At 62.1% G+C, this 26392-nt stretch carries 24 protein-coding genes; 12 read left to right on the forward strand and 12 right to left on the reverse strand.

Translation table 11 applies throughout. From position 1 onward, the window contains the following. The first annotated feature begins 3 nt into the window (after positions 1 to 3). From cheB to QIT27_RS09560, 7 genes are read left to right on the forward strand one after another with little or no spacing between them, the layout of a single operon-like run. Positions 4 to 1071: a chemotaxis-specific protein-glutamate methyltransferase CheB gene (gene cheB, locus QIT27_RS09530; RefSeq protein WP_285263633.1), complete on the forward strand. Its 1068-nt coding sequence runs from the start codon at positions 4 to 6 to the stop codon at positions 1069 to 1071. Then, positions 1068 to 2438: a CheR family methyltransferase gene (locus tag QIT27_RS09535; RefSeq protein ID WP_285263634.1), complete on the forward strand. Its 1371-nt coding sequence runs from the start codon at positions 1068 to 1070 to the stop codon at positions 2436 to 2438. Before cheB ends, QIT27_RS09535 begins: the two co-directional genes overlap by 4 nt. Next, entirely contained in the window at positions 2438 to 4567 is a 2130-nt protein-coding gene (locus QIT27_RS09540; protein WP_285263635.1) for a hybrid sensor histidine kinase/response regulator, read from the forward strand. Before QIT27_RS09535 ends, QIT27_RS09540 begins: the two co-directional genes overlap by 1 nt. Positions 4568 to 4589: 22 nt before the next feature. Then, complete coding sequence (locus QIT27_RS09545) at positions 4590 to 4946, forward strand: response regulator (protein ID WP_159343322.1); 357 nt, start codon at positions 4590 to 4592, stop codon at positions 4944 to 4946. Between the two features lie 52 nt (positions 4947 to 4998). Then, positions 4999 to 6681 (forward strand): diguanylate cyclase, encoded by a 1683-nt coding sequence (locus QIT27_RS09550; RefSeq protein ID WP_285263767.1) that lies wholly within the window; start codon positions 4999 to 5001, stop codon positions 6679 to 6681. Further along, complete coding sequence (locus QIT27_RS09555; RefSeq protein ID WP_159343323.1) at positions 6659 to 7198, forward strand: chemotaxis protein CheW; 540 nt, start codon at positions 6659 to 6661, stop codon at positions 7196 to 7198. The genes QIT27_RS09550 and QIT27_RS09555 overlap by 23 nt, the downstream gene beginning before the upstream one ends. 2 nt (positions 7199 to 7200) lie before the next feature. After that, positions 7201 to 7584, forward strand: a complete 384-nt coding sequence (locus tag QIT27_RS09560; protein WP_159343324.1) for a hypothetical protein — start codon at positions 7201 to 7203, stop codon at positions 7582 to 7584. Here the strand turns inward: QIT27_RS09560 and QIT27_RS09565 are convergent. The 11 genes from QIT27_RS09565 to QIT27_RS09615 all read right to left on the reverse strand — a co-directional run bounded on the left by QIT27_RS09565 (position 7567) and on the right by QIT27_RS09615 (position 18303). Beyond that, the gene (locus QIT27_RS09565) at positions 7567 to 8772 is read right to left on the reverse strand and encodes a molybdopterin molybdotransferase MoeA (RefSeq protein WP_285263636.1); all 1206 of its coding nucleotides are present in this window, start codon (positions 8770 to 8772) and stop codon (positions 7567 to 7569) included. The two genes, QIT27_RS09560 and QIT27_RS09565, sit on opposite strands and share 18 nt — an antisense overlap. Beyond that, the gene (gene moaB, locus QIT27_RS09570) at positions 8765 to 9283 is read right to left on the reverse strand and encodes a molybdenum cofactor biosynthesis protein B (RefSeq protein WP_159343326.1); all 519 of its coding nucleotides are present in this window, start codon (positions 9281 to 9283) and stop codon (positions 8765 to 8767) included. Before moaB ends, QIT27_RS09565 begins: the two co-directional genes overlap by 8 nt. 4 nt (positions 9284 to 9287) lie before the next feature. Next, on the reverse strand, positions 9288 to 9635 hold the full coding sequence (locus tag QIT27_RS09575) for a DUF1244 domain-containing protein (RefSeq protein WP_159343327.1): 348 nt from the start codon (positions 9633 to 9635) through the stop codon (positions 9288 to 9290). A 103-nt stretch (positions 9636 to 9738) separates the two neighbouring features. Further along, on the reverse strand, positions 9739 to 10839 hold the full coding sequence (locus QIT27_RS09580) for a formate dehydrogenase subunit gamma (protein WP_174788533.1): 1101 nt from the start codon (positions 10837 to 10839) through the stop codon (positions 9739 to 9741). An 11-nt stretch (positions 10840 to 10850) separates the two neighbouring features. Beyond that, positions 10851 to 11465 carry a formate dehydrogenase FDH3 subunit beta gene (gene fdh3B / locus QIT27_RS09585; RefSeq protein ID WP_139525806.1) on the reverse strand — a complete coding sequence of 205 codons (615 nt, stop codon included), beginning with the start codon at positions 11463 to 11465 and terminating at the stop codon, positions 10851 to 10853. Between the two features lie 61 nt (positions 11466 to 11526). Then, entirely contained in the window at positions 11527 to 14382 is a 2856-nt protein-coding gene (locus QIT27_RS09590) for a molybdopterin-dependent oxidoreductase (RefSeq protein WP_285263637.1), read from the reverse strand. Between the two features lie 24 nt (positions 14383 to 14406). Then, positions 14407 to 14610: a twin-arginine translocation signal domain-containing protein gene (locus QIT27_RS09595; protein WP_052509959.1), complete on the reverse strand. Its 204-nt coding sequence runs from the start codon at positions 14608 to 14610 to the stop codon at positions 14407 to 14409. Between the two features lie 78 nt (positions 14611 to 14688). After that, a complete protein-coding gene (locus QIT27_RS09600; protein ID WP_159343330.1) occupies positions 14689 to 15342 on the reverse strand; it encodes a TorD/DmsD family molecular chaperone in 654 nt (217 codons plus the stop codon). A gap of 2 nt (positions 15343 to 15344) precedes the next feature. After that, positions 15345 to 17057, reverse strand: a complete 1713-nt coding sequence (locus QIT27_RS09605) for a 4Fe-4S binding protein (RefSeq protein WP_285263638.1) — start codon at positions 17055 to 17057, stop codon at positions 15345 to 15347. A 197-nt stretch (positions 17058 to 17254) separates the two neighbouring features. Then, the gene (locus QIT27_RS09610; protein WP_285263639.1) at positions 17255 to 17866 is read right to left on the reverse strand and encodes a DUF3306 domain-containing protein; all 612 of its coding nucleotides are present in this window, start codon (positions 17864 to 17866) and stop codon (positions 17255 to 17257) included. Beyond that, positions 17863 to 18303, reverse strand: a complete 441-nt coding sequence (locus QIT27_RS09615; protein ID WP_253018350.1) for a DUF3305 domain-containing protein — start codon at positions 18301 to 18303, stop codon at positions 17863 to 17865. The genes QIT27_RS09610 and QIT27_RS09615 overlap by 4 nt, the downstream gene beginning before the upstream one ends. Positions 18304 to 18454: 151 nt before the next feature. On the opposite strand from QIT27_RS09615, the gene QIT27_RS09620 reads away from it, so the two are divergent. The 5 genes from QIT27_RS09620 to QIT27_RS09640 are packed head-to-tail and all read left to right on the forward strand — an operon-like array spanning position 18455 to position 23200. Continuing rightward, the gene (locus tag QIT27_RS09620) at positions 18455 to 19312 is read left to right on the forward strand and encodes a formate dehydrogenase accessory sulfurtransferase FdhD (protein ID WP_285263640.1); all 858 of its coding nucleotides are present in this window, start codon (positions 18455 to 18457) and stop codon (positions 19310 to 19312) included. Further along, positions 19309 to 19929: a molybdenum cofactor guanylyltransferase MobA gene (mobA, locus tag QIT27_RS09625; protein ID WP_285263641.1), complete on the forward strand. Its 621-nt coding sequence runs from the start codon at positions 19309 to 19311 to the stop codon at positions 19927 to 19929. Before QIT27_RS09620 ends, mobA begins: the two co-directional genes overlap by 4 nt. Next, entirely contained in the window at positions 19926 to 21179 is a 1254-nt protein-coding gene (gene moeA / locus QIT27_RS09630; RefSeq protein WP_285263642.1) for a molybdopterin molybdotransferase MoeA, read from the forward strand. The genes mobA and moeA overlap by 4 nt, the downstream gene beginning before the upstream one ends. Next, on the forward strand, positions 21176 to 22168 hold the full coding sequence (gene moaA, locus QIT27_RS09635; RefSeq protein ID WP_159343337.1) for a GTP 3',8-cyclase MoaA: 993 nt from the start codon (positions 21176 to 21178) through the stop codon (positions 22166 to 22168). The genes moeA and moaA overlap by 4 nt, the downstream gene beginning before the upstream one ends. 3 nt (positions 22169 to 22171) lie before the next feature. Further along, a complete protein-coding gene (locus QIT27_RS09640; RefSeq protein WP_285263643.1) occupies positions 22172 to 23200 on the forward strand; it encodes a CobW family GTP-binding protein in 1029 nt (342 codons plus the stop codon). Here the strand turns inward: QIT27_RS09640 and QIT27_RS09645 are convergent. After that, the gene (locus QIT27_RS09645) at positions 23180 to 26230 is read right to left on the reverse strand and encodes a bifunctional diguanylate cyclase/phosphodiesterase (protein ID WP_285263644.1); all 3051 of its coding nucleotides are present in this window, start codon (positions 26228 to 26230) and stop codon (positions 23180 to 23182) included. The genes QIT27_RS09640 and QIT27_RS09645 overlap by 21 nt on opposite strands. Positions 26231 to 26392: the final 162 nt, after the last annotated feature.

The following is a 26392-nucleotide window of genomic DNA, read 5'->3' on the forward strand; positions in this document are numbered from 1 at the left end:
CCCATGAGTCCAATTCGGGTCGTGATAGCGGATGACAGTCAGTTGGCGCGCGAGGTGTTGCGCGACATCCTCACCCGCGATGGCGATATCGAGATCGTCGGTGAAGCCGCCAACGGCCAAGAAGCCGTCGAGCTGGCGCGGCGGCTGAGTCCGCAGCTCATCACCATGGATTTGACCATGCCGGTGATGGACGGGCTCAGCGCCATCGAGGAGATCATGCACACCAAAGGGGTGCCCATCGTCGTGATCAGTGACAGCGCAGACGCCCAAACGGCGTATCAGGCGCTGGAGGTCGGCGCCCTGGAAGTCCTGCCCAAGCCCGGTCTCGACGAGGAGGACGCGCAGCGGCTGCTGTCGCGGGTGCGGTTGTTGTCAGGCGTGTCGGTGATTACCCGACTGCGGCGTCGCGCATCGGCCGCACGAACCCCCACGCCGGTCAGGCTGCCCGTTCCCGGCCCTTGCCCGGTCGCCTCCCGCGGTTTTCAGCGGGTGGTGGCCATTGCCTGCTCCACCGGTGGCCCGCAGGCGCTGGCCCGCCTCTTGAGCAAGCTGCCCAAAGGATTTCCCTCCCCCATAGTGATTGCCCAGCACATCAGCCCCGGGTTCATCGACGGCATGGCCACCTGGCTTGGATCGCTTTGCGCGCTGCCGGTGAGCGTGGCGCAAAGCGGCGAGCGGCTGTGCCCCGGCCATATTTACCTCTGCCCCCCCGAAAGCCAGCTCAGCGTCACAGGTCAGCATCGCTTGCAGCTCACCCCCAGCCCCGCCCAGACGCTGTACCACCCCAGCTGCGATGCCATGCTGCACAGCGTGGCCAGCGTTTATGGCGCCGACAGCATCGGTGTGATCTTAACGGGCATGGGGCGCGATGGCGTCAGCGGCCTAAGAGCCATCCTCCTCGCGGGCGGCACGACCCTGGCACAGGACGAAGCCAGCTCGGTGATCTACGGCATGAACCAAGAAGCCGTCAACGCTGGCGTGGTGCAGCACGTGCTGGGGCTAGACGAGCTGCCAGCGCGCCTGCTGCGGGAAGTCCGCTTTACCCCATCGCCTTGGCGGGAGCCGCAATGAGCGCCCTTGATCCGTTCAAACAGTGGGTTCATCAGCGCTGCGGGCTGCACTTGGAAGGTCTCGCCGAGGCGCGCCTGACCCGCGCCATCGACGCCTTGCAGGTCGAGCTAGGCACCCAAAACAGCGACGTGCTGCTGGCGCATCTGCGTCAAGACAACGATCTGTTCGACCGCTTTGTCAGTCAGCTAACGGTCAACGAAACGTACTTTTTCCGCGAACCGGAAACGATTCAATGGCTGGTCGATACGTACCTGCCCCGTCGGCTCGCCGAGCAAGGCGGCCCGCTGCGCCTGCTCAGCGCGGGCTGCTCCTCGGGGGAAGAACCCTACAGCGTCGCCATGGCGTTACAGGAGCGCTACGGTGATCGCGCCCAAGCGCTGTTCGGCATTATCGGGGGCGACGTCGACCACCAAGTGCTGACCAAAGCGCAGGCGGGTCTCTACGCCGGTATGGCGTTTCGTGCGCTTCACCCCTCGCTGAAAGCGCGATTTTTCACGCCGGTGGGGCGCAGCTTTCAACTGAGTGCCTCGCTGCGCCAGTGGGTGGCGTTTCGCTCGCTGAATCTGTTGGCGCCGGATGAACGAGCCATTGGCGGCCCGTTCGATGTCATCCTGTTTCGCAACGTCTCGATCTACTTCGACGAAGCCACGCGCCGCACCATCCAGCGCAAGCTCAAACGGTTGCTGACACCTAACGGCATTCTGCTGTGCGGCGTTACCGAAACCCTGGGTAACGACCTGGGCGTGCTCTCCCTCAAAGAGGAGCAGGGCGTCTTCTACTTTCAAGCCGATACGCCCGCGTCTGAGGAAGACAGTGGCGCACCGACCATACCGCTGACGAATCATATCGCCGTGGTCAACGAGCCTGACGCCCCTACAGCACTACCCGCCCAAGAACCACCACGCCAGACGCCACCCTCGTCATCGGCGCCCACGGCGGCCCAAGCCGAGCTACAGCACGCTCACGATGCGCTGAACCAGAACCGCTTCAGCGAGGCCGATGCCTTGCTGGCACCGCTGCTGGCTGACGACCCTTGGAACGTGGATGCGCTGCTGTTAGCGGGTCTCGTTGCCCGCTGGCAGCAGCAGCCCCAGCGAGCGTTCGACTACTTCAAGCGCGCGCTGTACGTCGCCCCCGAGTGCTGGCCGGCCCATTTCTACCAAGCCGAGCTGCTGCGCCAGGGGGAGCTACCCGACCATCCGACACAGCGGCAGCGCGGTTACGCCGCCGTAGTGCGGCTGCTCGAAGCATCGCCCCTGGCCAGCGGCGGGCTGACCGTCATTGCACCGCCCCTGCCGCCCGGCGATGCCTGCTTCTTGGCAAAACGCTACCTATCTGAACACACCGCCACACAGGGAGTGGGCTAATGGCGCTGGATATTCGACGCTTCATCCAGCGGTTCGTCGAAGAGGCCGCTGACCACCTACCCCGCTTACGCGAGGGGGTCAGCGCCTTGGAGCAGGGAGCCGCCGATAAAGAGCGTATCAACGAGCTGTTTCGCTCCGCGCATACGCTCAAAGGCTCGTCCCGTATGCTCAAACTGGCTCCTATCACCGCAGTGGCGCACAGCGCGGAAGAGCTTTTGAGCGCGTTTCGAGACGGTAGCCAAGCGCCCGGCCCCGACAGTATCAGCCTGCTGAATCAAGCCATCGATGCGCTAGCCGACTACGTGGCCCAGCTCGCCCAGGGGGCCGCTCCCGAGACCCTCGCCGAGGCCGACCCCACGCTCTGCCAAGCGCTGGAAGCCGCCGCCGGGGCAGCAGACCCCGCATCACTGCCCGAAGCATCGGCAGCGGCTGCCCCGCCTGTACCGCCGCCGTCAGCACCTCCGGACACCCCGCCGCAGCCCTCTCCCATAGGCAGTACGACACTGGCGCTCAGCGACACGGTACGTGTACGCCTGGATCGTTTGGACGACGTGATCCGCTTGATGGGCGAGGTGCTCTCGGGGCATCACCACCTCCACACCTTGGTCGAACAAGCCCAGGCGCTGGAAGCCACCCTGCCCAGCGATCAGCGCAGCGCCGTCCATGCCTTCAACCGCGAATTGAAAGACAGCGTGCTAAGCCACGATGCGCTGATGAGCGACCTGCATGAGCGCGCCCTGCAAATGCGTATGCTGCCCCTTGGCGTGGTGTTCGACCCGCTGGCGCAAATGGCCAGGGAACTTGCCCAGTCGCTGGGGAAGCGCGTGGATTGCCGGGTGCGGGGCAGTGAAATCGAGCTGGACCGCCAACTGATCGATCGCCTGTCCGACCCGCTGATCCACCTGCTGCGTAACGCGCTGGATCACGGCTTGGAGACGCCGGAACAGCGCCAAGCCGCCGGCAAGCCGCCCAGAGGGCAGCTCGAACTGGCAGCGTGGCAAGATGGTAACTGGGTGGTGGTCGAAATGCGCGACGACGGCGCCGGCATTTCCCTGGCAGCGGTTCGCCAAAAGGCCATCGCCAAGCAGCTGCTCACCGAGGAGCAGCTGGCCGTCTTGAGCGATCAAGAGACGCTCGAACTGATCTTTCTGCCCGGCTTTTCGACCAAGCCCATGATTACCGATTTTTCGGGGCGCGGCGTGGGCATGGATGTGGTGAAGCGGACCATGATGGATGAGCTGAGCGGCGATCTGCAGCTCGCCAGCGAGCACGGCAAGGGCACACGGTTTACGCTTCGCCTGCCGCTCTCGCTGGCGATGATGCGGGTGCTGCTCGTCCAGGTCGGCAACGTAACGCTCGGCGTCACCGCGCCCCAAGTCGCCGAGCTGGTCGAGTGTTCGCCGGAGCAGTTCATCGATGCGGCAGGCCAGCCCACGCTGATATTGCGCAATGAGTTCGTTCCCGTGGTGCCCCTCGCGGAGCTGCTAGGGCTGCCCGTCCCCGCAGCGCTGCCCACCAAGGTCCTGCTGCTGGTCGTGCATCAGCGCCAGCAGAAACTGGCGCTCATCGTCGACTCACTGGTCGACGAGCGTGACATGGTGATCAAACCGCTGCCCGACCACCTGCGCTACCTGCCTTTGGTATCGGGCATGGTGTCCCAGGGGCGTAATGCGCTGGTCAGTCTACTGCACGTTCCGGCGCTGCTAGAGCGCGCCAAGCGCCACACGCCTGCCGTGACGCGTAGCGAAGCGCCGAACGATACCCCTCACCGCGTGCTGATCGTGGACGACTCTCTGAATACCCGAGAAATCGAGAAAGACGTGCTGGAAGCGTGGGGCTATCACGTCACCTTGGCGGAAAACGGCCGCGATGGGTTGAACAAAGCCCTGGCCGAGCCCTTCGACGCCGTGCTCACCGACGTCGAGATGCCCGTGATGGATGGCTTTGCGCTGACCGCCAGACTGCGCGAAAATGATCTTTATCGTCACAAGCCGATTATCATCATCACTTCCCGCGAAAAAGAGAGCGACCGTCAGCGGGGAATGGAAGTCGGCGCCGATGCCTACATCGTGAAAGGCAGCTTCGATCAAAACAACTTAGTGGAGACGCTCAAAGCCCTGCTGGGCTAAGTCTCCCGCCAAGAGGATTACCATGCGAATATTGGTCGTAGACGACGACCCCCTAGCGGGGGAGATGACCGGGGCACTGCTAGAGTTTCAGGGCCACGATGTCCTACTCGCCAACGACGCTATGGAGGCTACCAGCCAGTTGGATGCCCATGACGATATCGCGATGATCGTCAGCGATATGCACATGCCGCTGATCAACGGTATCGAGCTGTTACACATGCTGCGTGAGCAGGGGGTCATGCTGCCGTTCATCCTGCTCACGGGCGATACGCCAGATGAGTCGCTGCGCCAAACACCGGGTCTTAGCGCTTGCCTGCAGAAAGATGCAGCGCTGGACACTTCGCTCGAGCACGCTGTCGCCCACGCGCTGGGTGAGTAGCCATGCCGTTACCTACGCCATGCACCGCTCGCCCACCCGCACAGGTAGCCTGATGTCCCCCTCTGCTCCTTCGTTGCACGACAAACTCAATCAACTGCGCCAACGTTTCATCGACCAGTTACCCGCGCGCTTACAGCACACGGTCGACCAGTGGCAACAGAGCCAAGCGTCTTCCGAAGCGCACGCGCGCCTGGGGCCAGAACTGCATCGGTTTTTCCACAGCTTGAAGGGAACGGGACGTTCATTGGGCTTCGAGCGGATTGCGCTACTGGCCGACCAGGGCGAGACCGCCCTCCATGAGCAGCCTCCCGCAGGCGACGTGGTCGAACGCGTATTTGCCCAGCTCGCCGAAGAGCAGCAGCGGCTGCAGTCGCTGCCGGGGCAGCAGCGGGCGCTGGCGGCGATGAATAGCGTCGAGTTCTCGCCCAAGCCAGTACAAACCCGCAGCAAGCGCCAACGGCTGATCTACCTGTGCGACGACGAGCCGGATCAGGTGGGCCAACTGCTGCACCACCTGCGCTGCTTCGGCCACGAGGTGGTGCATTTCGAAGATACGGACGCCTTTTTTAATGCGGTGATCACCCGGCGTCCCGATGCCATCATCATGGACGTGCAGTTCCCCCAGGGGCATACCGCAGGCACCGAAACGCTCGCCAGTCTCAACAAGCTCACCGGCGAGCGCCTGCCCTCGATCGTGCTTTCTGCCCATGGCGATTTTCACTCTCGGCTGAGCGCCGTGCGGGCGGGCTGCAACGGCTACTTTACAAAGCCGGTGAAACCGCTGGATCTCATGCTGGCAGTGGATGAGCTGACCACTCCCATCGACGACGAGCCGCTGCGTATCTTGATCGTGGACGATGAGCCCGAGGTAGCGGCGTATCATGCCCTGTTGCTGGAACAGGCGGGCATGGCCGTGCAGCAGGTCAACCACCCCGCCGATGCGCTGAATGCCCTGGAGCGCTTTAGCCCCGACCTGCTGCTGGTGGATGTCTATATGCCCGTCTGTTCGGGCGAGGAGCTGGCGAACATCATTCGCCAACAGCCCGAGCACGTGGGTCTGCCGATCATCTATCTCTCGAGCGAAACCGACAGCCAGAAGCAGCTCTCTGCCATGACGGCGGGTGTCGAAGCGTTCATCACCAAACCCGTGGTGCCTGACGAGCTGGTCTCTGCCGTAAAGCTGCGCGCCGAGCGGCTGCGCCTGCTGCGCTCGCTGATGACCCGTGACAGCATGACCGGGCTGTATAACCACAGCACCACCACCGACCTCATCAGCAAAGCGCTGGCCCAGGCCCACCGGGACAACACCCAGCATGCCATGGCCATGATCGATATCGACCACTTCAAAGCAGTGAACGATACTCACGGCCACCTCGCTGGCGACCAGGTCATCATCACCCTGGCGAGACTGTTGAAAACCCGCCTACGCATGTCGGATATCATTGGCCGTTACGGCGGCGAAGAGTTCGTGGTGCTGCTCAAAGGGGTCAGCGACGCGCGCGCCAGCGAGCTGATCGATGCTCTGCGCCACGACTTCGCCCAGGTGGATTTTCATGCAGGCGGCGCGCGCTTTCGCTGCACGTTCAGCGCTGGCGTTAGCAGCTTCCCGACTCACCCCTCCACCGAGTCGCTGCGCTTAAGCGCCGACCAAGCGCTCTACCGCGCCAAGCACCAGGGGCGCAACCAGGTGATCACCAGTACGGAGCAGGACGATGACGGATTCCCGACAGCCTGATCCTGAGGCCGGCGACACGTTTGCCCAGGCGTTCAGCGAGCACAGCGACGATACGGCCATCGTCGACGTGGACGAACCCAGCCAGCAGGTGGTGCTGTTCCAGCTCTCCGGCCAGCCGTTTGCGCTGCCCGGCCATGCGGTGAGTGAAATTCTCAAAGGGGATACGCCGGTCTATTTCGTCCCTGGCCTACCGGACTCCACGGAGGGCGTGATTCACCTGCGAGGCCAGATCGAGTCGCTGATTACGCTACAGCCGCTGCTGGGGCTTCCCACGACCCCAGCCGACGGCATGCTGCTCATCGTGAAGGGCGCGGGCATCCGCAGCGCCGTGCGCATCGACCAGTTGGAGGATGTGTGCGAGCTGCCCGTGAGCGCCTTGAAGACACCTCCCGACACTCTGGCGAGCACGCTGCGCCCCTACGTGAGCGCGCTATGGCAGCCCAGCGATGGGCAGCCCGCCACGGCGTTACTGGACCCCGATGCGCTCTTCCAAGCGTATCAGCAAGGGCTTGGCTAACCGTGGGTAGCGTGACCTGCGTGTGCTTCGACGCCTGTGGCTACCGATGGGCGCTGGAAGCCCGCCATGTCAGACGTATCGACAGCACCCTCTCCTTAGCGCGCCATGCGGCGTTCGAGACGCTGCTATGCGACTCGCCCGGCCAGCCGACCCGCTGGCTTACGCTGGTGGATCGGCAGGGCCCCTGGCAGTTGGGTCTTCCAAGCGATAGCGTACTTTTGCCCTTGCCCAGTGCGGCCCTCCACCCATTGCCGCCTCTCTTGGCCGCACGTGTTCGGCATCCGGCACTGTGCGGCATCGCTGTCGTCGCGCAGTCGCTCACGCTCCTTCTGAACGGTGCGCAACTCAGGCTACCCACCACCTCAGGTTCAGTGGGCGAGCCATAGGCAACGCACCGGGCTGCCTTTTTCCAGCTGGCGATTGGGATCAATCACCGCCAGCGCATCGGCCGCAATGCAGGAAGAGAGCACCGCTGAGTTTTGATCATCAAAGGCATCGGCCTCGATGCCCTCGGGCGTAAAGCGCAGCGCTACCCGCATGTAGTGCTGGCGCGGTCCGGTCTCGGTGGCAAAGGTCGCGGTGGCCGTTAGGCACGGAAGCTCCGCCAGCGCAGGGCAGCCCAGTAGCGCCCCCATCAGCGGGCGTAGAAACAGCCACGCGCCCACGAAGCCTGACACCGGATTACCCGGTAGCCCCACAAACCGCGCTTGGCTGCCATCGTCGCGGGGCAAGCGGCCTAGCGCTAATGGCTTGCCAGGACGAATCGCCAGCTTCCACATATCAAGCTGGCCAAGCGACGCCAGCGCCGCTTTGACGTGGTCCTCCTCCCCGACGCTGACACCGCCAGTGCTCACCACCACATCGGCCTCGGCAGCGGCGTGGTTCAACAGCGCCACGGTCTGGGCGTAGTCATCGGGCACGCTCACCAACTGCACTACCTCGGCGCCGAACGTCTCCAGCAGCCGCTTGAGCATGGGCCGGTTGGAGTTGTACAGCTGGCCCGGTTGTAACGGCGTGCCGGGGTCGACGATCTCATCGCCGGTAGAGAGTAGCGCCACCCGGGGGCGACAGCGTACGTTGACCTCGGTGATGCCCTGCCCCGCTAAATGTCCCAGCGCGGCGGCCTCCAGGCGCTCGCCCGAGTTAAGTAGTAGATCGCCCTGGCGCACATCGCGGCCCTGCAAGCGAACGTTGTCTCCTTCCGGTACGTCCGCGGGAATGAGCGCCTCGCCGTTCTCTTCAGTCACCCGCTCCTGCATCACCACGCAGTCAGCACCAGGGGGGATCTGCCCGCCGGTAAAGATCCGCGCGCAGGTGCCCGCCGCCAATGGCCGTGCCGTACTGCCCGCGGCAATGCGCTGGCTCACCGGCAGCCGCTTACCCGCGTCTACCGCGCACAGCGCATAGCCATCCATCGCACTGTTATCGAACGGCGGCACGTCCAGCGTGGCCGTGACCGGTTCGGCCAGCACGCGGCCAGCGGCGTCGCTCAACGCGACCCGTTCGGCATCGAGCGGCGTCACGTCGGCCAGCAGCGCTTCCAGCGCCGCTTCAATCGGCTGCAGATCAGCCATGCTGCCCCCGCCCGGGAATCACCAGGTTGGCAAAGTTGCAGGGCTTATGGCGGCTATCGAGCTGTTCGGCCAGAATGCCATCCCAACCGGTACGGCACGCACCGGTAGAGCCTGGCAGGCAGAACACCACCGTGGCATTCGCGAAGCCGCCCAACGCGCGGCTCTGAATCGTGGAGCTACCGATCTCATCGCCGCTGAGCTGGCGAAAGCGCTCACCAAAGCCTTCGATACGCTTGTCCAGCAGCACGGCGACCGCTTCGGGGGTGGAGTCGCGCCCGGTAAACCCTGTGCCGCCCGTGGTCAGCACCACCTGCACGCTGGGGTCGGCAATCCACTGAGCGACCACCGCACGGATTTGGTACACGTCATCCGGTACGATGCGCTTATCCGCCAAACGGTGGCCCGCCTCGGTTAGCCGCTGCACCAGCGACTGGCCCGAGCGGTCGGTCTCTTCCGTGCGCGTATCGGAGACGGTCAGCACCGCAATGTTCAGCGCTTCCATAGCATCCATGGCGCTACTCCTTGTGATCGTTGGAGGAGGCGTTGGCCTTTTTCTTGGCTTGGCGCGCGTCGAGGGCGGCCAGCTGTTCCGGTGTCGCCTCGCCCTGGTGATGGGCTTTCCACTCGCTGTAGGGCATGCCGTAGACGTACTCGCGGGCGGCATCCAGATCGAGCGCGGTGCCGCGCTCATCGGCGGCGGTCACCAGCCACTTCGAGAGGCAGTTCCGACAGAAGTCCGCCAGAATCATCAGGTCGATGTTCTGCACGTCTTTATTGTCGTCCAGATGCTTGAGCAAGCGCCGAAAGGCAGCGGCTTCCAGCTCGGTACGAGTGGTGGCATCCAGTTCGTCAAATGTCGCCATGGTGATTCCTCTTTCCCAATTCGTTGAAGTGCAGCATAACAAAAGACACCGCCCGAAGGCGGTGTCGAAGGGCGTTCACGTTCACCTATCTCGATGGCGTGACTCAGCTTGGCTTGGCGGGCGAAGGGGTGCCGCTGTCGCCCGCTTTACGCGCCGCCAGCTCCTCTTCGCTGATGGTTTGATCCTTGACCTCTTCGTACCACAGATTGTGATGCTCTTTGGCCCAGGTTTCATCCACGTAGCCGGTGGTCATGCCTTCCAGCGCGCCTTCCGTGCCCAGCGTGCCGATGTAGATGTGACCCAGCGAAACGGCGGTCAGGCCGAGCGCGCCCACGGCGTGGATGATGTTGGCCCACTGCATGGTGTCGCGGCCCTGGTCGAAGTTGGGGAAGTCGAGCACGAAGCCACTCGCCACCACCAAAATGCCTACCGATGCCAGCAGCCAGTACCAGGCTTTTTCACCACCGTTGCAGAAGCCCGCATCGACGTGGCCTTTGCCGATCATACCGCCGCCTTTCTTGAACCATACCCAGTCGTGCTTTTTGGGAATGTTCTCTTTGATCAGGCTAATCAGCATGATGACCAGCAGCACGCCAAAAATCGGCCCCAAGTAGTTGTGTAACACCTTGGACGCCGCGACCATCCAGCCCCAGACGGCATCGCCGAACAGCGTACGGAACACGAACTTGCCCAGCAGCAGGTTCAGCCCGGTCAGCGCCAGCGTGATGAACAGCGTCGCCACGGTCCAGTGCAGCGCGCGCATTAGCAGCGACCAGCGCAAGAGCTTGCGGCCCGTGCGCGGCTCTTCCAGGTATTTACGGCCAACGATGAAGTAAAACAGCGCAATCATCGCGGCCATGCCGCCGATGGCGATCAAGCCAAACGGCGATACCCAGCGATTGCGCAGTATCCGCCAGGTTTCGCCGCTGGCGTTGATCAGGTTGTAGTTACTCTCGTGCCGGGAGTCACGGTAGTTCGGTCCCGTCTCGCCACTGCGTACTTGGCGCCACTGATCCGCCGTGATGCCGGGGGCGGCGGTGGTCATTTCGCGATCCGGGTCGGCTTGCGCCACGGCCATGTGGGTGACCCCCAAACTCGCAACCAACAGCACCAGCATTAGGCATAGACGCCAGCCACGCTGTAGCCAGCTAGCGGTGCCGCTAGGTGCCCGTGAGGGCACCTTTGTCATGGTCAACGTTGTCATGACACGCCTCCTTACCCTTTGCGGGCAGCATCATAGGCAAGGTTGTCAGTGCTAGCCTGAGGATTGTTTGACCACGCACCATCTTTATGGCCACGGTGTACCACGCGCTGGCGGAAGATATCGGCCACATCCTGCGCATCACCGGCCAGTAGCGCTTTGGTAGAGCACATTTCAGCACACAGCGGCAGTTTGCCTTCCGCGATGCGGTTGGAGCCGTACTTCTGGTACTCCTCTTCCTTGGTTTCGGCGGGGCCACCGGCACAGAAGGTGCACTTGTCCATCTTGCCGCGCTCGCCGAAGGCATCCTGTTGCGGGAACTGCGGCGCGCCGAAGGGGCAGGCGTACAGGCAGTAGCCACAACCGATACACAGGTCTTTATCGTGCAGCACGATGCCGTCGTCGGTTTTGTAGAAGCAGTCGGTGGGACACACCGCCATACACGGGGCGTCGTCACAGTGCATGCAGGCGACGGAAATGGACATTTCGTCCGCTTCGCCGTCGTTCAGGGTCACTACGCGGCGGCGCTGAATGCCCCACTCGACGTCGTTGGCGTTCTTACAAGCGGTGACGCAGCCGTTGCACTCGATGCAGCGCTCGGCGTCACACATAAATTTCATTTGAGCCATGGTGTTCTCCTCTTGCCGGTGCGGGCGTGGCCGCACCGGCATGCTGTCAGGTCAGGTCGTGTTAGCTGGCGCGTTCGATACGGCAGATGGTGCACTTGGTCTCTTGCATCAGTGTCACCGGGTCGTAGCCGTAGGTGGTGGCGGTGTTGGCCGCTTCACCAATCACGTAAGGAACGGTGCCTTCCGGGTAGCGGTCGTGCAGGCTTTCGCCCTGGAACACACCGCCGAAGTGGAACGGCATGAACGCCACTTTACGATCCACGCGGGGCGTGACCAGCGCTTTCACCTTGACCCGACCGCCTTCGGCGCCTTCGACCCATACTTGGTCGCCGTCGCGGATACCAATGTCGTTGGCATCGGCCGGGTTGATCTCGACGAACATCTCCTGCTGCAGCTCAGCCAGCCACGACATGGAGCGCGTCTCTTCACCGCCGCCTTCGTACTCGACCAAGCGACCCGAGGTCAGAATGATCGGGTAGTCCGCGCTGTTGTCACGGTCCTGGATGGTTTTGTACATCGTGGGAAGACGCATGATGGAGTCAAAGTCGTCCCACGTGGGGTAGCGCTCGACCAGATCACGACGGGTGGTGTAGAGCGGCTCACGGTGCTTCGGCACCGCATCCGGGAAGGTCCACACCACGGCGCGGGCTTTGGCGTTACCGTACGGCGCGCAGCCGTGCTCGATGGCCACGCGCTGGATACCGCCGGAGAAGTCGGTCTTCCAGTTCTGGCCTTCGGCCGCCGCTTTCTCTTCAGCGGTGAGATCGTCCCACCAGCCCAAGTCTTTGAGCAGCTGGTCGGTGAACTCGGGGTAACCGTCATCGATATCGCCACCCACAGGAGCGGAGCCTTCCGCCAGCAGGTTCACACCATCGCGCTCGATACCGAAGCGGGCGCGGAAGCCCATGCCGCCTTCCATGACCGGAATACTGGTGTCGTAAAGGTTGGGCGAGCCAGGGTGTTTGAACTCCGGCGTTCCCCAGCAGGGCCACGGCAGACCGTAGTAGTCGCCATCGGCGGGGCCGCCTTGGGCACGCAGGTTTTCGAAGCTGAAGGTGTGCCAGTTTTGTTGGTGCTCTTTCAGGCGCTCCGGGCTTTGACCGGTGTAGCCAACGGTCCACATACCGCTGTTGATTTCACGCAGTACGTCTTCGATCACCGGACGGTTGCCGTCCATTGCGAAGTTCTTCACGAACTCGTTGCCAAAGCCGAGCTTGTTGGCGAACAGGGTCATGATTTCGTGGTCGGGCTTCGATTCGAACAGCGGTTCGATGACCTGATCGCGCCACTGGATCGAGCGGTTGGTGGCGGTGACGCTACCCGAGGTCTCGAACTGCGTGGCAGCAGGCAGCAGGTACACGCCATCGGTGCGGTCGTGCATGACGGCGGCCACGGTGGGATACGGGTCGACGATGACCATCATCTCCAGCTTCTGCATCGCCTTTTGCATTTCGACGCCGCGGGTTTGCGAGTTGACCGCGTGGCCCCAGTAGAACATCGCTTTCAACGCGGTGCGCTGGGAGATGTTTTCGTCCTCTTCCAGCACGCCATCTACCCAACGGGAGACGGTAATACCGCTGGAGTACATGGGTTTGCCGTCAGCGTACTCGGTGTCGTCGAAGCGGCCTTTTAGCCACTCGTAATCCACGTCCCACACTTTGGCCCAGTGCTGCCAAGCGCCTTCTGCTAAGCCGTAGTAACCCGGGAGGGAGTCACAGCCTAGCCCCAAGTCGGTGGCACCCTGTACGTTGTCGTGGCCACGCAGAATGTTGGCACCGCCACCGGATTTACCGATGTTACCCAGCGCCAGTTCCAGAATGCAGTAGGCGCGGGTGTTGTTGTTACCGGTGGTGTGCTGGGTACCGCCCATACACCACACCACGCAGCCAGGACGGTTGTCGGCCAAGCGCTTGGCCACGTCGAACATCTCTGCTTCGGGCACGCCGGTAATGTCTTCGACGACGCTGGGCGGGAACTGGGCGACTTCGGCCCGCACGTCGTCCATGCCGTACACGCGCTGGTTGATGTACTCGCTATCTTCCCAGCCGTTTTCGAAGATGTGCCACAGCAAGCCCCAGATGTAGGCCACGTCAGAGCCAGGGCGAATGCGCACGTACTTGTTGGCTTTCGCCGCCGTACGCGTAAAGCGCGGGTCCGCGACGATGATGTCGCAGTTGTTGCGCTCTTTGGCGATCAAAATGTGCTGCATGGCCACCGGGTGCGCTTCACTGGGGTTGGAGCCAATGAAGAGCATCGATTTGCTGTTATGCATATCGTTGAGCGAGTTGGTCATCGCTCCGTAACCCCAGGTATTCGCAACGCCCGCCACGGTGGTGGAGTGGCAAATACGCGCCTGGTGATCGGTATTGTTGGTGCCCCACATGGAGGCGAGCTTGCGCATCAGGTACGCCTGCTCGTTGTTGAACTTCGCCGAGCCCAGCCAGTAAACGCTGTCGGGGCCGTGGGCGTCGCGCAGCTCGAGCAGCTTGTCGCCGATCTCGTTGACTGCATCGTCCCAGCTCATGCGCTGCCATTCACCCGCGACCAGTTTCATCGGGTATTTCAGGCGGCGAGTGGAGTGGCCGTGCTGACGAAGCGACGCGCCCTTGGCGCAGTGAGCACCACGGTTGATCGGGTGGTCGAAAGCGGGCTCTTGCTTGGTCCAGATACCCTCTTGCACCTCGGCATACACACCGCAGCCCACCGAGCAGTGGGAACAAATGGTGCGCTTGGTTTCCACCGGGGAGTCGAGCACCGGGGTTTTGTCGGCCGCTTCGGTGCGCTGCATCATCGGCGCGCTCATGAAGCCTGCCGCAGCCACACCACCGGTAGCCACGCCCGTGCGCTTCAAGAACTGACGGCGGGAAATACCCAACCCAGTGGTAGCGGGGGTGTTGGTTTTGCGAGTTAGACGCATGGCAAATCTCCTGGCAGTTCGCCGTCAGTCACGCAGCGACGCGTAATAAGCACGAATATGGTCGGTCTCGCGGTAGTTCACCGCCTGCTTGTCGCGCTCAACCGGGCTTTTATCATCCGCCTGTGCCAGCGTGACGTGGCCTACCGCAACGGCTGCGCCCGCAGCGGCGGTGCCTAAACCAACGGTTTTCATAAACCGGCGGCGCTCAGGGTTATGTGACTGGTGCATGGGGTTCTCCTCTTTCATGCCCTTTTTTATGCGTGGCCCGTAGGCCCTGTTGTTCGCTTACCGCTGCGCACGGTCACGTCACGGTGTGGCTTTGCGCGCTGCACCGGCGTCATAGGAAGCAGGCTCCACTATGCGCACCGGTTGATAGGCCGCTTGATCGCTCAAACGTGCCTGTTCGCTCTCCATGAAAGCGCTACCCAACTGCCCCAGCGCTGCATAGAAAGCGGTGTCTACCTTGGCAAGGTCCTCCCAACAGCGGCTGGCCCAAGGGGCAAGATGCCGTTGGAAAAAAGTAAACTGCTCGCCATTTTGTGCCGCGATGAGCATGGCCATCACTTCGCACATCGCCGCCAGGTGGTCTTCTGGATCCCGGGTATGCTCGCTACGCTCGAAACCCAATGCCCGGAGGTCTTGGCGCAGCGCGACCAGCGCGGCTTCCATCAATTCGCCATTGCGGTACCAGGAGGCGTAGGGCACCACGTCGCCCTGAATCACGCCCACGAGGTGGCGAAAATGCGCTCGCTTGAGACTATCGACACTGCTCTCGCCCGCGGCCAGCGACAGCGCCGCCCAGCACTCGGCAATCCGGCTGCCATCTTGCTCGCTGTCCAGGCTTGCCAACCACGTCAGCAGCTCGCTGTCCGGCGCTTGGCGCAGCAGACTGGCGAGCAGCTGGTAGATATCCATACGCAGCGCATCGGTTTCGCTCAATGTCGGCATTGCATCGCTCATCATTACACCTTTAGTTGCGCGTTAGGATCGCGAGCCATGGTTTTCCAGACGTCTTTTACCCGGCAGTCTTCACACATTTCCAAACGCGCCATGGCATCCCCGGCAAAGTAAGGGTGGTTGGCCAGCTTGGCTTTGATGGTAGCCACGGTGCTGGCCGTAGCGAACGGCTTGCCGCAGCCAATGCATTCGAACGCTGCCTCTTCATGGCAAATATGCCGCGTTTCACGGGCCGGTGCGGCGAGGAAGCCCGGGACCAGCGTGATGGCATCCTCGGGGCAGGCCTGTTCGCAAAGGCCGCACTGTACGCAATCGGCTTCCAGGAAACTTAACGCAGGCGCGTTACCACCCGATTTCAGCGCTGGCGTGGGGCAGTTGCTGACACAGGCGTGGCAGAGCGTACAGGCAGCGCTATCAACGTTGATGCCGCCGTACGCCGCGCCTGGTGGCATGGCGTGACGGTCACCGCTGGGCGCCCCCAGCTCGGCCAATCGCGCCAGTACCACGTTCAGGCGGGCGCGCTTGTTAGGCTCGTTGAAGCTCAACGGCGACTCGGTGAGCGGGGTGAGGCTTGGCAGCGCATCGCGCTCGCTCTCGGCCCCAACGGGCAGCAGCTTGATACGCGCCGTGTCGTGGCCCAGTGCGCTGAGTAGCGCATGCGCCTGGGCGATCTGCTGTTCTAAAAACGCGCTGAGCCGATTCGGCATGTCGTCGTGAAGCTGAATGCGCACTTCGGAGGCACCGCTGGCAAGCGCTGTTAGCCACTGATCGTGGCCCGCCGCACCCAGATCTTCCAGGGGCGCATCGATGATGTGGCCGGGCGTGGTAATGCCTGCAGTGCGCTCGGCGTCTAGGGAGTCATGGGTGATGAAGCGCAGCACCGGCACCTCGCCACCGGCGTCCCGGTAAGCGGCGAGCCAAGTGGCTAACGTATCCTGCTGACGGCGGGTTTCCGGTAGGCGAAACTCGATGGCACCGGTCGGGCAGGCGCTGGTACAGCTCCCCACGCCTTGGCACAGAAACGGGTCGATCTCGATGCGCGACTCGATGCGGCCTTGGATGCTAGAAATCGCATCCGCCGGGCAGACGTCGAGGCAGCGGGTGCAGCCGACGTTACCACTGGAAGAGTGGGCACAAAGATCGGTATTGACCTGGAAATAGCGGGGCTTGTCGAACTCGCCGATCAGCTCGGTCACGTTCTCCAGCACGTCGGCACGCTCGGCTTCCTGGCGCTCCCACGCGAGGCGCAGGTAGCCCGGCGGCGGCAGTTCCCAAGAAGCGACGTTAAGTGTTCCCTCCGAAAGGTCTAGCACGACGTCGAACACGTCGCGTTCGATCAATGCTTGCGCCAAATTGAGCGCATCGCCATCGTCTTGGGCCAGAGTGGCACGAAAACCGCCCAAATGCCCTGCAACACGGAGCTGTGCCTGCTGGCGCGTGCTCAGCACTTGTGTGGTGATCGGCTCGCTGGTGGCAGGAAGGTCAACGTCCACATCCGTCGTGAGCAGCGTAAGAGACGCTAAACCGCGCCCCTGCAGCGCACGCGCCGCCTGGCTGACGGACGACGCACGGCCGAACAGCAGCACGTGCCCGCGGCTGTGGTAGGTGACGTTGGCAGGCGTTAAATTCACCGGCCATGAGATACGCCGACGCACCGCTTCACGAGCGGCGGCGTTACGCTGGTCGTCGATCGACGCCAGTTGGATTCGTTGGTTCATGCATTCTCACGGTCAAGAGGTCGTTTTTGTTATTATGGGCGTTTAGATTTTGTCATCTGGCAGATGACTTTCGGCGTTATATCGACATAGCTTCTGGTATCAGCGTATGGCGCAAACAGCATTTATGCCACTTCCATTGGTCGTATCGCTGTCAACGCAAGCCCGCCAAGCTTACCATAACCTGCTGATTCAAAAGGCTAACCGTCTTTTTGACGCTCTCCCTGAGCGTGATCAGAATAATCAGACTGGTCGTCTAGTGAGGCACTTTGTACAAAACTGTCATCACTTGTGCAAGCGCTCCCCTGTCCAGCCCCCTTCTCATTCTCGTCATAGCCTGCGCGTTCTGCGTCGTTTTGCGCGGCCTCGTCCAGCTTATCGAGGGTCTCCTCTGCTTTATTGGCCCAGCGCCGCAGCTTGCCCGCCAGCTCGCTTGCCATGGGCTTCAATTGCTGTGTGTAGTCGGCGTCGTAATCATCCAGACCGTCGCGCACGTTGTAGTTACCGGTAGCCCAGAGCCTGCGCAGGGCGCGACGTCGAAGAGCGGCGCTCACTCCGGGCACCATAAAGGCGCTGAAATCACTGCCTGCAGGCAGGGTGTCCGGGTCGGGCAGCGTGTGGTCCAGGCTGCCGGGGGGCGGTGGCGCGTCGGCCGCTTGCTCCACCGCGGGCGTGGCGTCGTCTGCCTCTGCAGCGAGCGCCTGTGCTTCCAACGGCGGCGCGGCACCTTCCGTGGGTTCGGTGCTCGCCGGCTCGGGATCGTTCTGCTCGATGCCGCGCTTTTTACGCGACCAGCGCTCTAAACGGCTCACTGTGGCTGCTCCTTGGTCGGGGTCTCTTTGCCGCGCCCGGCCCCTTTGCGTTTTTTCTTGCGGGTTTCCACCGGCGCTTCGCCATGACGCGCGAGATAATGCTCTATCCACACTTGAATCGCCATCGGCATCGGTGCCTCCAGCACTTGCTGCTCGCCATCCAGCCAGCCCGCCGCCACATCCTGGCTGGCGGTGATGGCATCGGGCTTCGGGGGCTGCCCGGTAAACCCGGCGCGGACGAACAGGCGTGGCGTTGGCGAGGTGAGATTGAAACGGTAAGCCGCTCGCTCGGTCATGTAGAGCTGCAAGTGGAGTACGCACTCCCCTTGATCCCCGGGCACGAGCTCGGCAATGCGCCACTGGGTCAGCGTGAAACTTCGCACCTGCTTGGGCTCCGCCACTAAGGTAACGCTCAGCGCGCGCAGATTATCACTCATGGGTTTCACCACCTTAGACCTTGAACGGGTAGACAAGTAAGCCTTTTGAGCGCCATCATCGTCAACTCAGACTATTTTACTCAACTATTATGATCTTGTGCGCCGTGTGTGCGTCAGCCACGCCGCGTTTTGGTATCAGTGAGGATTGCGGATGCCCGCCCTTCAGTTAAGCCGAGCCCGCTTACCGGCCACGACCACCATTGATGTCATGGATGCATACGGCGACACCCGCCCTCAGGCCATTGCCGCCGAGCGTGCGCTTACGGTGTACCTCAATAAGCGCGAAATCGTCACTCTGATGACGCTGGGCGACGATCCCGAAGCGCTGGTAGTGGGGTACCTGCGCAATCAGGGGCTATTGAAGAGTGCCGAGGATTTGACCGCCGTCCAGGTGGATTGGGAAGTAGAAGCAGCGGTGATCGTCACTCGCCACCTGCCGGATGACTTGGAAACGCGCCTTAGCACTCGCACCGTCACGACGGGCTGCGGCCAAGGCACGGTGTTTGGTAAACTGTTGGAACAAACGTCCCTCACGGCGCTGCCTGAGACGCCGCTGACCCAATCGACGCTCTATCAACTGTTGACCAATTTGAACACCTACAACGAGACCTACCGCAGCGCGGGCGCGGTACACGGCTGCGCGCTGTGCCACCAAGCTCAGGTGCTGGATTTCGTCGAAGACGTGGGCCGCCACAACGCCGTGGACACACTGGCGGGTCGCCAGTGGCTTAACCAAGCCGATAGCCGTAGCGCCGATATTTTTTACACCACCGGCCGTTTAACGTCTGAAATGGTGCTGAAAGTCGCTCAAATGGGCATTAGCGTACTGGTATCGCGTTCAGGCGTGACACAAAAAGGCGTAGAGCTGGCCGAGCGTTTCGGCGTGATGCTGATCGCCCGTGCGAAGGGGAAAGGCTTCCAAGCCATTAACGCCGCTGGCCGCTTGACGCTGGACGCGATTCCCCCCAAGCCGCCGAGCGCGCGCTCGTCCAAGGAGGCAGGCGTATGATCGCCAAGCACGATCTGACTGGCATGATTCTCGCGGGCGGTGAAGGCCGCCGTATGGGCGGGCGAGATAAGGGCCTGGAGCCCTTTGCAGGCTTGCCGCTGGTAGCGCACACCGTTAAGCGCTTCGATGGCCACGTGCAGGAGTTGATGATTAACGCCAACCGTAATAGCGATGCGTATGCGCTGTTTGCCGACCGTGTGATTGAAGATGCCGAAGGTGGCTTCAAAGGCCCGCTGATGGGTATTTACAGCGGTCTGCGTGCGACTCAAACGCCGTGGCTGCTCGTCGCACCCTGCGACTCCCCTGCGCTGCCCCACGATTTGGTGGCGCGCATGGTCGCAGGTATTACTCACGAGGGTGTCGAGCACGATATCGCCGTGGCGTTTGATGGCGAGCGCCTGCACCCCGTCGTCGCGCTGCTGCGTACGTCGCTGGCCGACGATTTAGCGGCCACCCTGGCCGAAGGCGAGCGTAAAATCGATCGCTGGTACGCTCGCCACGCCTGGTGCCGGGTGAATATGTCGGACTGCCCTGAAGCGTTCGCCAACCTCAATACCGAAGAGGAGAAAGCCCGCTTGGAGCTGGCACTGACAACGCCTTCCCAGGAGACGCCATGAGCCTGTCGTGTTTTGAACTGGGCGAGCAAATGCTCAGCGTCGATGCCGCTCGCGAAGCGCTAATGACGCTGGTTGAGGAACCGGTAGCGGTAGAACAGGTGGCACTAGGCAGCGCCTACGGACGCAGGCTGGCGACTGATATCACTGCGCCTATTAACGTGCCACAGAATACCAATGCGGCGATGGATGGCGTTGCCTTGTCCTGGCCCAAAGAGCCACCCTACACCACACATATTCAGATCGTAGGTGATGCCTTCGCCGGGCAAGCGTTTGAGGGTGAGGTGCCCTCTGGCCAGTGCGTGCGTATCACCACCGGCGCGCCGCTACCCAGCGGCACCGATACGGTGATTATGCGTGAGCAGCTCATTGAGGGTGATGACAGCGTCACCATCGATGCGCCAGAGCGGGTCAGTGTTGGGCAGCACGTTCGCCAAGCCGGAGAAGATATTGCCCAAGGGGCCGTTGCATTGACGGCGGGCACACGCTTGGATGCTGCCAGCATGGGGCTGGTGGCCTCGTTAGGCTATGCCGAGGTCGACGTATACCAGCGCCCTAAGGTCGCGATTTTTTCTACCGGCAACGAAGTCACGCCACCGGGAGAGCCGCTCCCTAGCGCCGGGATCTACGACACCAACCGCTTCACCCTGATGGGCATGCTTAGCGAGCAAGGGGCCGAGGTGGTGGATCTAGGCATTCTGCCCGACGACCCGCGCGCTATTGAGCAAGCGCTTGCGGAAGCAGCGGCGCAGTGTGACTTAGTCATTACCAGCGGCGGCGTGTCCGTGGGCCACGCGGATTACACTCGCGACGCGCTGGAAGCTCTCGGGCGGCTGGCCTTTTGGCGGGTGGCGCTGCGCCCTGGCCGCCCGATGGCCTGCGGCCAGTTGGGCGAGTCGCGCACGCCGTTCGTGGGTCTGCCCGGCAACCCGGTGGCCGTCATGGTGACCTTTAGCCAGTTTGTGGTGCCACTGTTGCAACGGCTGCAAGGCCAGCTCCCGGCTGCGCCAACACGGCTGACAGCGATTGCCCAAACGCCGCTAAAAAGCCGCCTGAATCGCACTGATTTTCTGCGCGGCATTTACACATGCGATGACCAGGGAGTGCTGCATGTACGCAGCACCGGTGCCCAGGGCTCGGGTATTTTGACTTCCATGGTGATGGCCAACTGTTTGATCGAACTTGGCGATGACCAGGCAGACGCACAGCCAGGCGAGGCGGTCTGCATTCAACCGATAACGAGCTGGCAATGACCGAACAACTGATTGACGATTTTGGCCGCCGGGTGCGCTACGTGCGCATCTCCGTAACGGACCGCTGCGACTTCCGCTGCGTGTACTGCATGAGTGAGGAGATGACGTTTCTCCCCCGTGCGCAGGTACTCACGCTGGAAGAGCTCGCCATGGTGGCGCGCGCCTTCACCGAGCTTGGCGTCGAGAAGATCCGCCTGACCGGCGGTGAGCCGCTGGTGCGTAAAGGCATCGAGCAGCTCGTGGACGAGATCGGCGCACTGCCGGGGCTGGACGACTTCACCATGACCACCAACGGCGCCAGCCTGCGCAAGCACGCCAAGCGGCTGTACGAAGGCGGCCTACGTAGGCTCAACATTAGCCTGGACTCCCTCGACCCCGAGCGCTTTAAGCAGCTGACGCGCACCGGCGACTTAGCCAAAGTGATCGACGGTATCCACGCCGCCAAAGAGGCGGGCTTCAAGCGCATCAAGCTGAACGCGGTAATCTTGAAAGGGCGTAACGAAGACGAAGTGCTCGATTTGGTGACCTTTGCCCGCCAGGAGGGCCTCGATATCAGCTTTATCGAGGAGATGCCCCTGGGCGATGTGTCCGACCACTCCCGAGCAGAGACCTTCTACTCCAGCGACGACGTTCAGGCATTGATCGAAACACGCTACCCGCTGACGCCCACGACGGAGAGCACACCAGGGCCGTCGCGCTACTTCAAAATGGCCGACAGCGACAGTCGGGTGGGCTTTATCTCGCCCCACAGCCACAACTTCTGCGATAGCTGCAACCGCGTGCGGGTCACCGTGGAAGGTCGCCTGCTGCTCTGCCTAGGGAATGAGCACTCGGTGGACCTCCGCGCCGTATTGCGCCGCCATCCTGGCGATATGCAGGCGCTCAAAACCGCCATTATCAATGCGCTGCCGCTTAAGCCCGAACGCCACCACTTCACCACCGATGGCGACGTGCAGGTGGTGCGCTTTATGAACATGACCGGAGGTTAACCGTTGGCAGCCGCTTCGCGCGTTCCCGTTCACATCGTCACCGGCTTTTTAGGTAGCGGCAAAACCACGCTTATCCACAGCCTGATCGAGCAAAAGCCTGTGGATGAGAAATGGGCCATTCTGGTCAACGAATTTGGCCAGATCGGCATTGATCAGGCCATGTTCGATACCCGCGATGATGTGGTGGTGAAAGGCTTGCCCGGCGGCTGCCTATGCTGCCAGCTCGCGTTCGTGCTTCAGGCGGCGCTGGTTAATTTATTGGCGCGCAGTAAACCCGACCGGGTGATTATCGAGCCATCGGGCCTTGGCCATCCGGCGGGGTTATTAGATTTATTGCGCGGTGAGGCGTTTCAAGACGTGGTGGCGGTGCAGGATATCATCGCCACGCTCGACCCTCGCCGATTGGATGACGCCCGCGTGCGCGAGCACGACACGTTTCAGGACCAGCTCCACATGGCCGATGCCATCGCCATCACCATGGGCGACCAGGCAAGTACGGCGCAGCATCAACGAGCGCAGCAATTTGTCGGCGCGCTATGGCCAACCCCAAAGTGGGTGCATACGGTCGATCAGGGCGGGCTCCCCTTGGCACTGCTATTGGGCAGCGACCAAACGCGTCAACACGACCAACCCGAGATGCCCGCAGCGCACCGAGCCCTGGCCGCAGCGCCTAGTCTGGAAGGCGCTTTTTTTGATTTTCCGCCGCCCCCCGGCGAGCCGGAGCAACACACTGCCAGTGCCTTGGGTTACACCAGTACGGGCCTGCGTTGGCATCCTACCGAGCGATTCGACCTCGACCATCTCGCCCATTGTGTTGGCGAGCTACCCGCTACGGCGCGAGTGAAAGGGGTGTTCCACACCACCGACGGCTGGAAGCGGCTCAACCGCGCAGACGGCGCGCTCAGCGTGACGAGCAGCGCCTGGCGGCAGGACTCACGGCTCGAGATCATTACCCCCGACGCCATTGAGCATGAGCCACTCATCGCGTCACTGCACGCGCAGCTAGCCCCCTCAGGAGCGGGAGTGCGCTGACACCATCGCCTCGATCTCGCCGACCGAGGCCGGACGGCCAAACAGATATCCCTGAAAGGCGTGGCAGCCGTGGGCCATCAGCCACGCCTGCTGGGCCGGCGCTTCGACGCCTTCGGCAATGATATCCAGGTTCAAGCTCTTCGCGAGGGCAATGGTACTCTCTACGATAGCAGCGTTGGCCTTGCTCTCGAGCACCTGCTGCACGAAGGACTGGTCGATTTTCAGCTGATCCAGCGGCAGCTGCGCCAAGTACGCCAGCGACGAGTAGCCGGTGCCGAAGTCATCCAATGAGAAGCGCACGCCCAGCGCTTTCAAGCTGAGCATCTTATCCCGAGCATCGTCGCGGGCTTCCACGAACAGCGACTCGGTGACTTCGAGCTTGAGCTGGGCCAGCGGCGCTTGGGTGCGCTGAAACACCTGCTCGAGACGGGCCAGAAAGTCCGCTTCACGAAACTGCAGCGGGCTGATATTGACCGAGATCGTCAGCTGGCTGAGCAGCGGGGAAGGTGCCCAGCGGGCAAGCTGCTGGCAGGCCTCTTCCAATACCCATTCGCCCACGTCGTTGATGAGCCCGGTGCTCTCCAGGAGCGGAATAAACTCACCCGGAGAGACCATGCCGCGCTCGGGGTGCTGCCACCGCAGCAGCGCTTCCACACCCGTCAACGTGCCGTGACGATCTACCTGAGGCTGATAGTGGAGCCGCCACTGGTCGTTCTCCAGCGCCTGGCGCAGCTCCGCTTCCAGCTTCACTTTGGCCAGCAGCGATGCCTGCATGGAGGGATCGAAGAAGCGCAGCGCGTGACGACCGCTCATCTTGGCCTGAGAAAGTGCCATATCCACCTGCTGCAGGTAGTCATCGGCACTACGCTGGCTATCCGAGACAATGGTAATGCCCACACTGGCGGTCACCACGGCGCTCTCTTCGCCAATGGCCACGGGTTCATCCAGTGCTGCCAATAGCTTCCGGGCAATGTGTTCCGCCAGCGTTTGGGTCTGGCGGGGGCTGCCATCCACACCTTCGATCAACACGGCAAACTCGTCGCTGCCCAGCCGGGCCAGGGTATCGGTGTCGCGCAGCATCTGACCGAATCGGCGCGCCACACACTGCAGCAGCTGGTCGCCCGCATGGTGTCCCAGAGTATCGTTCACATGGTTGAAGTTATCGATATCGATCAGCAGGAGCGCGCCGCAGCGTTGGTGGCGATTCAGCTCTTTTAGCGCCGTGCCCACACGGTCCATGAACAGCCGCCGGTTGGCAAACCCGGTGAGCGGGTCGTAGAACGCGAGCTGGTGAATCTCCTGCTCGGCGGCCTTACGCTCGCTAATATCGCTCATGGTGGCCACATAGTGGGTCAGTTCGCCCGTCGCACCGTACACCGCGCTGATGGTCAGCCACTCGGGAAACAGCTCGCCGTTCTTGCGCTGATTCCAGATCTCCCCTTCCCAGTTCCCCGTGGCCAATACGCTACGCCATAACCGACGATAAAACGCGGCGTTGTGATGGCCCGAACTAAACATGCGCGGGTTTTTGCCCACCACTTCTTCATCGCTGTAACCGGTAATGCGCTTGAAGGTATCGTTCACTTTCAAAATATTACCCCGCGCGTCGGTCACCATAATGCCCAAGTGCGCCTGAAAGGCAGCGGCAGCAATTTGCAGCTCGACTTCGGCTTGCTTCGCCTCGGTAATATCGCGGGTCACGGATAGGACTCCTTCAACGTGATGAGTATTGCTAGCTAACGGGCTCACCGTCGCGTGAAAATAGCGCTGCTGCTGGCCGAGCATCAGCGGGTACTCGAACGTCGCCACTTGGCCCGAGCGCTGGACTTGATGAAACACGGTGTCGAACGTCGCGGCCAATGCGGCAGGCAGCACTTCTTGGTAGTGACGACCCAGCGCTTGCTGGCTTCCCAACAGCAGTTTGTCTTTCTCGATGGCATGGATAAAGCGAAACCGCCCCTTGCCATCAAAGACGAAAATCAAATCCTGCAGCGAGTTGATCAACGCGTCCAGACGCGCTTCTCGGGATTGCAGCCGATACGACAGCCCCAGCCGGTTCAAGTAGTGGCGCCCACCCCAAGCGCCCAGTAGCACCATGACGGCCATTACCACCGTCAGCACCAAGCCACGCTGACGCCATCCGGCCAGCTGGCGCTGCACATCGACCCCGACCACCACTAGCACGGGATAACGGCCCACCCGCTGCATATGGAACAGGCGCTCGCGCCCGTCCAGCGGCGAGCGGGCGGTAAAGGTTTGGGAGGCTTGCTGGGTGGTCAGCCACTGCTGAGTGGCCGGATCGTCGATCTGCGTTCCCACCACGGCGGGCTGCGCAGGCGCCGGATGACGGGCAATCAGTTTCAAGGTGCCATCTACCAAGCTCATGCTTTCGCCATCGTAAACGCGCATTTGCTGGAGGGCGTCCATAAGGGTTTGCGGTACCAAGCGCGCGACCACAATGCCTTCGAAGCGGTCGTTCTCACCGCTGATCCGGCGGGCGTGATAAAGATAAAACTGCGCGTCCTCCTCCGACCAGTAGAGCGGGGTCACGAGTTCGCGCTGCTCCCCCTGCTGAAACGAGCGAAAAAAGGCAGTATGGCTGATATCGATACCGGCATGGCGATTATCACTGCTGCTGATCCAAACACGCCCCTGAGCGTTGAGAATGCCCAGCTCGTTAATCAGCGGCATGTAGCGGGTCAAGGCTTCGACGGAGCGCTGGATATCGGCCATCCCTTCAGCACTCTCGAACCCTCGGGTCTCGACATGCTGAGCCAAGGTAAAGAGCGCTTGACCGCTCTGGCCAAAGATCCCTTTCGCCCATTCGGTCATCACATTGGAGCGAGCCGTTGCCCGCGCTTCTGCTGCACGGATCTCCTGCTGGTACTGGCCGGTCAGCAGCCAGCCGAACAGCGACACCATCACGCACAGCGCTACCAGGAAGAGGGCTATGGCGCGACGCTGCAAACGTCGATACCTGGGTAACACGGGCACATCGCGGGCCGTTGAGTCACTGCGAGAAGGAAACATTACACATAGACCTTATTCAGGCATCCCGCAGGCGCACCTGATACAGTGTAAAAAAGAACAGTGGAAGATACACCACCCCGACATCAAGATGGCATTACTCGATAGTGGCGCGTCGCTTTTTTGATGTATATCAATTTTTAGCAAATCCGTTACCGCAATAAA

The organism is Halomonas sp. LC1 (genome assembly GCF_030247125.1).
Classification (GTDB): Bacteria; Pseudomonadota; Gammaproteobacteria; order Pseudomonadales; family Halomonadaceae; genus Vreelandella.